Raw genomic sequence first — 7,203 nt, forward strand, 5'->3', positions numbered from 1 at the left:
GCCGGCGACGAAGTGAACAACCTGGTTGTACACGCACTCTCCTCCGGTCTGGTTGGAACGGCCCCCTGTCCCGGCCGGCGCGTGCGCCGACGGCCAGGGCATCGCGCTGTCCTCGTGTGAGACGCAGGGCGCCCCGATCCCTGCGGGCCGAGGTGGTGCGCGCCTGCGGCAATACTCCGCGTCCGGGCCGGACGCCCAGGTGGGTCGCGAGAGGGTGCGGCCAACGAACCGAAAAGCGCGGGGTGGCCCAGTGGTTCGATGTGCGCCCTGGCTTTCCTTCGAACAGGCGGGGTGGCCGCACCCCACGAGGGGCGGGGTGCGGCCGCCCCGAGACATTAAGACACCGAACGACCGTTTTGGGGCATATGTGACGTAGGACTCTTGTCGTCGGCGCCCTCAAACACAGTGCCTTTTCTGGATGTGAGGGCGCACCAGAACACAGCCCGGTGCATTGACCGTAGTGTGCGTGCTACGCCGTCCGCGATCACGACGACGAGAAGGGACCGGTGCATGACCACCGCCTACGCGCAGGGGCACGCCGCGGGTTTCCGCGAAGCCTCCGAGCGGGACCACCTCGGCGATGCAACCAGCGGGGACGACGCCGCGACATGGTTCACCGCGCCGGTCGGGCAGCCCGACGTCGACGACTACGAACGCGGGTTCGTGGCAGGGTTCGCCGAGTACTTCGCCGGCCGCGACTGACGGACCGCGGCATCGAACCGGCGACGACCGACGAGCGTCTCAGCCGGCCTCGGTGACGATCACGCTCGAGTCGGGCTGAGGCGGGTCGACGCCCGGGGTGTAGAGCACGATGACCTCGTCGCTGTCCTTCCAGCGGTAGCCGTAGTGCCCGTCGTCGAGCCGGACCAGGCCGGGCTGTCCGTGATCGTCTTCTGGAGGAAAGGCCATATCGGCCATCCTCTCACCGTGGTGACGATCGCCGACCGCGCCGTGGTGAGAGCCCCGTCTGCTTCCGATTCGCCGAGGAGCGCCGTGCAGACCACCCTCGCGACCGGAGGTGTCGGACCTCGACGGTGGAACGCGGAGGTTTCGCGGGCCACCTTCGGTGTCCACCGAATCGAGCTCCGCTGCGCTCCGCCCTAAAAAGAACTCTCTCTTTCCCCTTCTGGCCTTCCGATCATGACCGGCCGGCCGCTGCGCGCAACCCCTGGGCGCTCCGCGGCCTGACGGCCCGAAAACTCTCTCCTCCGCTTCGCTCCCCCGAGACTTTTCGTCCCAGGGGTTGCACTCCGCGTCCTTGGGCCGGTCGTTATCTCCATGCCAGAAGGGCAAAAGATCAGGCGGGCCGCGCAGGTCCGCCGCGACCGTGAGGAGAGGCCATGTCCGACCGCATTCACATCGAGGGAATCGGCGAACTCATCGCTGCTGTCCCAACCGTTCTGTCGTTCGTACCTGAGCAGTCCATCGTGCTGGTCTTCTCGAGCGCGGGCCGCATCACATGGATGGTCCGCACCGACTTCGGGACGGGTGGACGCCTACTGACGGCCGAGACGATTGCCCGGAGCGGCGAGTCCGACGCAGTGATCGTCGTCGTCGTGGCGAAGGGACGCACCTTCCGCGAGGTGATCGCAGAGGGCGACCGCGTGAACGCGACGATGCTCGGGCTGGGTGTCGAGGTGCAGGGGATCTACTACACCCCGAGTATCGAGGGCGGGCAGACATGGACCGACATGCAGACGTTCGGGACCGGCACGGTGGTCGATCCGGCCACGACCGCGGCTGCCGCCGCGACCGTCTTCACCGGCAAGCAGTTCACCCGCACCCGCGAGGAGATCGTGGCCCGCTACCGGCGTGACGACGCGACGATGACCGACCACCGCCGGGCACGGAAGACGAAGGAGGTGATGGGTGAGAACTTCCCGCGCAGCGTCATCAGCGAGCTGGCCGACGCCGTCCGCGAGCGCCAGGAGCCGACGGCCGCACTCGCAGCGCGAGTCGGGTTGCTCGTCACCACCGACATCACGGCGCGTGATGCGATCCTCGGACTGGCAGTGATCGACCCGGCCACCGCGGCCGAGACGATGGCGGCCGTCGCCCGCAAGTTGTACGGGGCCGAACGGGTGGCGGCCCTGACGGTCGCCGGGTTCTTCGCGTACGTGAACTTCCAGGGACCGGACGCCGGGTGCGCATTCGAGGCAGCCCGCGAGGAGGCCGCCCGGCATCCCCTGTCCGATACGCGTCTGCTCGGACTGGTCGAGCAGGCGCTCTCGACGGGGCTGCACCCGAGGCAGATGCGCACGCTGTCCGGCACCGGAGTCGGCATCGCCCGCGAGAAGTTCGGTGTCGAGCTGCCCGCCCCGAGCAGTGATTGGCTCTGACGGCACAACACAGCGAGGCCCCCGGAATCCGTAGTTCCGGGGGCCTCGCCCGTTGCGCAGGAACGTCGATCAGGCATCGAGCCTGACCGACGCTTGCGCACGTCCTGCAACGCACAGCATAGCCCCGCGCACACCGTCAGAACTCGTCCCGCTCCGCATCGTCGGGGAACCCGAAATCGACCGCCGGGGACTGCGACCGGGGAACACTCTCGCCACCCACGATCGCTTCGAGTTCGCTCTCACTCGGGCGGATTCCGTGCTTGATCGCGTCGTACAACTGCTTCTCCACGTGTGACCGTTTCACCATGTCGATCCTCTCGTCCGGCCCGCCGTCCTATGACCATCAGCCGCCTGCAGATGACGGCAGGGGGAAGTTGTCCTACAAGGCTTCGTCGATGCGTTCGTGCAGCCGGTCCGCAGCCTCGGCCCACCGCAGGAAATCCGCCCGATTCGGATGCTCGGGATCGTCCTGGACCTGGTGTCGAAGATCGTCGGCCCACTCCCGCAGCGCCGCGGTCAGCACGAAATGCAGATCCGGCTCGTCCGGATCGTCGAGGTCGACGACCACGCGACGGGACGACTGTCCACCGATGGTGGCCAGGACCGTGTCCAAGCGGTCGCGGATATCGGCGAGCTCGGCCATCGCATCCACCGCTCGAGTATCCGGGCCTATCGACGGATCCTCCGAGCGCGGCTCCTCCTGGTCGGTGTGCAGTTCGGTGCGTACCGACCGCGCCGATGTCCAGATGGCATGGTCGATCTCCCAGGCGGTGACGCGTCGGTCGAGCACGTTGCTGACCTGGGTCGCGAGCTCGGAGAGCAAGGTGCGGGCGGTGGCAGCGTTGACGTCAGCGCCGTGGCGGGTCAGCCACCGCAGCACCATGCGGTCGGGTTTGACGGTGTCCTCGTCGCCGACGAGCATCCACAGATAGCCGCGGCGCACCCCGAACCCGCCTTCGCCGGGAACGGTCCGCAGCGCGGTTTCCACAGTGTCGAGCCGCTGCGGGTCGTCGAGCAGGACGCGAGCGTCGTCGAGTGTGCGGATCCCGTGCTCGTGGAGGATCGTCGCGTACTGCAGCACGGCTTCGGCCTTGAGGATGCCCCCGCGCGGTGAGGTGCGCTGCTGGTTGTTCGTCACCGCCAGCAGTGCGTCGACGGTGTCGTAGCGATCCAGGAACCGCTCGAGCGGCAGTGGGTCGGCCAGGCCGGTGACCGGCGGCGGCACGGAGGGCGTCTCGATGCCGGCATCGGCGGCGACCCGGCGTACCACCGGCAGCACGTGACGGTCGTAGTGGGCGCCGATGCTGTAGACCGCATCGACGACACACAGGCTCAGACTCATCCACTGCCGCTGGCGCGGACGCAGGTCGAGGCCACGCACGGCCTCGACCACCGGCGACAGATCAGCAGCTGCGGACATGAATGCACGGTAATCGATCCGGGTGACACACAAGGCGGTCATCGACCCTTCGCGGCGGCACCGGACCGAACGACACCAGCACCGAGATCATCGGCGGCGAACCGACCGGAACTCACTCAGCAATCCGCCGACGCGACCTGCCTGCGTCGACGTCGATCCGGCCCCGGTGCCGTCGACGCGCTAGAGCCGATGACGGCCGGCGATGTCGGGATCGACGACGACCAGGCGTCCCAGTTCGTCGACCTCGTAGGTGCGTACCGCTGGCCCGAACTCGCCTCGACGTAGCTTCGGGCCTGCCAGGAGCGTGGTCGATTAGCCTTGTGCTTCGTGTTGAGAACCGGTCAAGGAGTAACTCGGCGTTGGGCACCGACGGTGTCTGTGGTCGGCGCGATCGTGCTGGGATTGTCCGGGTGCTCGTCCGGCAGTGACTCCGACACGGCGACGCAGGAGCCATCATCGACCACCCCGGCGTCAGCGGCCTTCCCCACGAGCAGCGCGGTGTCGCCGTCGGCTACTCCGACCTCCGCGACATCGACGACGTCTGCGGCCCCGACGCCGGCCCCGCTCGCCGCGGACCAGCTGGTTCTCTCTGCGGACCAGCTGCCCGGAGCGGGATGGAAACCGGATGACGATGGTGACCCCGAGTCGGCGCAGCGGCAGCCCGCGTCGCAACCGGAGTGCAGCAACCAATCCTGGACGCTGCGCACCGAGGAGATGACCGACCAGGCCGGTGCCGGCTGGTATTTCGACCAGGCAGCAGAAGTCGAAGCGATCACCAGCCAGGCGTTCGTGTACCGGAACGAGCAGGCCGCTGCGACAGCGCTGGCGGCGTATCGAGCCGTCGTCGAGCGGTGTGTGTCCTGGCAGATGGGCGCTGGGGCTGCCGGCTACACCTTTCAGGAGGGCCAGGAACTCTTCGACGCTGCGGTCGGTGACGAGTCTGTTGCTCTCATGCAGACCACGGCCATGGTCCGGTATCCGGATGCGCCTGCGAGCTCGAGCTATTGGGTCAGCGCTCGAGTGGGAGCAACGATCGTGCAGGTCACCTATCGGCCGGGGTCCCTGCTGGGCAGCGGGCAAGGCAAGACCCAGGCAGTCGACCTGGCAGCGACCGCCGCGGCCCAGGCGCAGACCCGCACCGGATAGGGAGGATCCACAACGTCTGACCTGTCGGACCACACGAGCACCCGGACCTTGCGAGCGGCCCGCCGGGACTATCCGCAGGCAGTGATCACTGCATACGCGCTAAGTCAGGGTGGAGCGCACATCGATCGTCGCGCGGAACCAGCGGGCCAGGTACTTGTCGGCCATCAACTCCGGACGGGCCTCGACGTAGCCGACGAACCAGCCGGACAGGCCGTCCCAGATTCTGTGGTTCCCGGGTGCGGTGAGGCTCCAGCCGAGTTCGTGGAGGGTCCAGTGTGCTTTGGCGGAGTTGCGTAGCATCGAGGTGCTCACCCAGTTCGGTTCCGCATCCACGCCGCCGCGGGCGACCGGAACCAGATGATCGATGGTCGGAAACAACTCCCAGAACGCGAAGTGCGACTGCGACATCTGCCAGTTCGGATGCGCAGGGAACTCTTCCGGCAGGATCAGCGACAGTGTGCGCAGGGCAGCCGGGTGCACGAGCTTGGCGCCGCTGTAGCGGTCGAGGAAGCCGTCCCGGTAGAACACGCGCAGGCATTGGCGTTCGGTGTACTGACGCGAGTTCTTCGCCACCGGACTGAAGGGATACTCACTACGCAGGATCTGCCGACCCTGCTCGAGATCACCGGCATCGATCGCGGCCACGGTGCGAGCGAGAATATCGGCCTTGTCGCCCTCGATGACAGCAGGATCCGGAACCGTTTCGGCAGATCGGGATTCGGGATTCGACACATCTTCGATCGTAGAGCCACTCCCAACTACCCACTCTCCGCACATCCGGCGGGAAGTGCCAGCGAGCTCGGTGGATGAAGCCAGTACGTGGTCCGTGTCGGCGATCGGGCATCTCACCTACCGGTCCGCGTGTGGCGGTACAACGGCCGCACCTTGTATGAGATCGCCAAGCAGGCAGAGACCGAACCTCCGACGCCGTAGGCCCTGGCAGGTTCCCGATAGTCGGTCCGGTCCCGGGCAGCTCTGTGACCGAACATCGAGGAGCGTCAGAGGACCAGACCGAAACGGGATTACCCCCTCGATAACGCCTCCGGGCGTTCACCGCCGATAGGCGCTCATATGTCAACTTCCGTCTATCGAGCGGCCAGGTTCCTCATCGGCAGCAACGACGGTGTCGTACAGACCGTAGTGGCGCAGGCCCGGATGAGAATCGATACCGGTGTACGACAGGGAGGCGTCTTCGTAGCGGCGGAAGGCGAATACGGCCTGGTTCATATGAGTGGCATTAAAGACGCCGAGGTTGACCAGTAGGTGAAAGTCAGCCACGCTCAAACCAGTGACGGCCTTGAACAAGTCAGGCTCCAGTTTGGTGATGACGTCTTGGAGCGTGTTCTCACGGAAGTCGGTGAGGTACATGAACGCCGGAATGCGAGTGGCGAACTTGACCAGTTTTTCCTGAATCTGCTTCCGCTTGGACTTGTACTCCTTCTCCTCCGCTGTGAGTTCCCGCTTCTCTTTCGGAGTGAGATCCTCACCCCGCTCCTTCTTGGCTTGCTTGACGGCGTCACTCTTGTTGACGACGGTCTCGAAGATCTCCGAACCCAAGGCCCGGAACCCTTCGATGTTCATCACCGCGTCCATTGCCGCCTGGTTGTTCATAATGCGGCGCAGGGTCTCGTTGTCGACGTTGACCAGGATCGCAGACTCCCACTTGCGGGCCAACAATGTCGCCGATGTCCCCGCCATCGCGATATCGAGGATGCCGCCCGCATCGACCTGGGTCATGTTCGAGCCGTCGTAGGCGAGTACCGGCAGGAACCTCACCAGCTCCTCGACGGCCTGCTCAGGGTTCGAGGTTTCCGGCGAGAGCCCCACCCCGTAGTCAGAAATCTGGCGCAACGCGCGGGTTGGGGCGAAGTCGAACACGAAACACACCGGCTTGAGTACATCCTCCTTGCTCGGGTCGTCACCGTTGGGGTTCTTGATCGACCACGGTGACTGCACCCTGAACGCTGCCTGGAAGTACGTTTCCGGGGAGTTGAGATTGCGCAGCATCAGGATCGCGGACCATTGCTTCACCGTGACCCCGGTGGTGAGTTTCCCGCACGACAGGGTGATGGTTTTGGTGTCGTGTCCGTCGCGGATCGCCGCGCGTACCGGTGGCAAGGCCTCAAGTCCGATCCCTGCTTGTGGGCCGGCGACTACGAGGACCTGGTAGTCGTGCCAGAACACATTCTGCCGCTCTGCCAGCAGGTTCGCCATTGCCTCGCAGGAGGCGACGGTGGGGAGGAACCAGAACGAGTGCTGGAGGTAGGGCAGCAGGCGAGCATCGGAGTAGGGGAAGGG

7 protein-coding genes and 1 pseudogene are annotated in these 7,203 nt (G+C 66.0%); 3 read left to right on the plus strand and 5 right to left on the minus strand.

What is annotated here, in order from left to right; genetic code table 11:
- Positions 1-510: 510 nt before the first annotated feature.
- Complete coding sequence (locus M1M07_RS10865) at positions 511-702, plus strand: hypothetical protein (protein WP_248674160.1); 192 nt, start codon at positions 511-513, stop codon at positions 700-702.
- Between the two features lie 39 nt (positions 703-741).
- Here the strand turns inward: M1M07_RS10865 and M1M07_RS10870 are convergent, their stop codons facing one another.
- Entirely contained in the window at positions 742-909 is a 168-nt protein-coding gene (locus M1M07_RS10870; protein WP_006554639.1) for a hypothetical protein, read from the minus strand.
- A gap of 431 nt (positions 910-1,340) precedes the next feature.
- On the opposite strand from M1M07_RS10870, the gene M1M07_RS10875 reads away from it, so the two are divergent.
- A complete protein-coding gene (locus tag M1M07_RS10875; RefSeq protein WP_248674161.1) occupies positions 1,341-2,339 on the plus strand; it encodes a DUF4192 domain-containing protein in 999 nt (332 codons plus the stop codon).
- Between the two features lie 136 nt (positions 2,340-2,475).
- Here M1M07_RS10875 and M1M07_RS10880 read toward each other — a convergent pair whose 3' ends face one another.
- Positions 2,476-2,646 (minus strand): hypothetical protein, encoded by a 171-nt coding sequence (locus tag M1M07_RS10880; protein WP_248674162.1) that lies wholly within the window; start codon positions 2,644-2,646, stop codon positions 2,476-2,478.
- A gap of 72 nt (positions 2,647-2,718) precedes the next feature.
- Entirely contained in the window at positions 2,719-3,759 is a 1,041-nt protein-coding gene (locus M1M07_RS10885) for a hypothetical protein (RefSeq protein WP_308200793.1), read from the minus strand.
- A gap of 372 nt (positions 3,760-4,131) precedes the next feature.
- Between M1M07_RS10885 and M1M07_RS10890 the strand changes: the two genes are divergently transcribed.
- The gene (locus M1M07_RS10890) at positions 4,132-4,905 is read left to right on the plus strand and encodes a hypothetical protein (protein WP_248674163.1); all 774 of its coding nucleotides are present in this window, start codon (positions 4,132-4,134) and stop codon (positions 4,903-4,905) included.
- A gap of 99 nt (positions 4,906-5,004) precedes the next feature.
- Here the strand turns inward: M1M07_RS10890 and M1M07_RS10895 are convergent, their stop codons facing one another.
- Entirely contained in the window at positions 5,005-5,637 is a 633-nt protein-coding gene (locus M1M07_RS10895; RefSeq protein WP_248674164.1) for an HNH endonuclease, read from the minus strand.
- Positions 5,638-5,979: 342 nt separating this feature from the next.
- Positions 5,980-7,203, minus strand: a pseudogene (locus M1M07_RS10900) (restriction endonuclease); the annotation flags it as partial.

This window comes from Rhodococcus sp. HM1, from assembly GCF_023218075.1.
Lineage (GTDB): Bacteria > Actinomycetota > Actinomycetes > Mycobacteriales > Mycobacteriaceae > Rhodococcus.

Coding starts and splice junctions, on each gene's coding strand:
- M1M07_RS10865 (WP_248674160.1), top strand. CDS start 511: ATGACCACCGCCTACGCGCAGGGGCACGCCGCGGGTTTCCGCGAAGCC.
- M1M07_RS10870 (WP_006554639.1), bottom strand. CDS start 909: ATGGCCTTTCCTCCAGAAGACGATCACGGACAGCCCGGCCTGGTCCGG.
- M1M07_RS10875 (WP_248674161.1), top strand. CDS start 1,341: ATGTCCGACCGCATTCACATCGAGGGAATCGGCGAACTCATCGCTGCT.
- M1M07_RS10880 (WP_248674162.1), bottom strand. CDS start 2,646: ATGGTGAAACGGTCACACGTGGAGAAGCAGTTGTACGACGCGATCAAG.
- M1M07_RS10885 (WP_308200793.1), bottom strand. CDS start 3,759: ATGTCCGCAGCTGCTGATCTGTCGCCGGTGGTCGAGGCCGTGCGTGGC.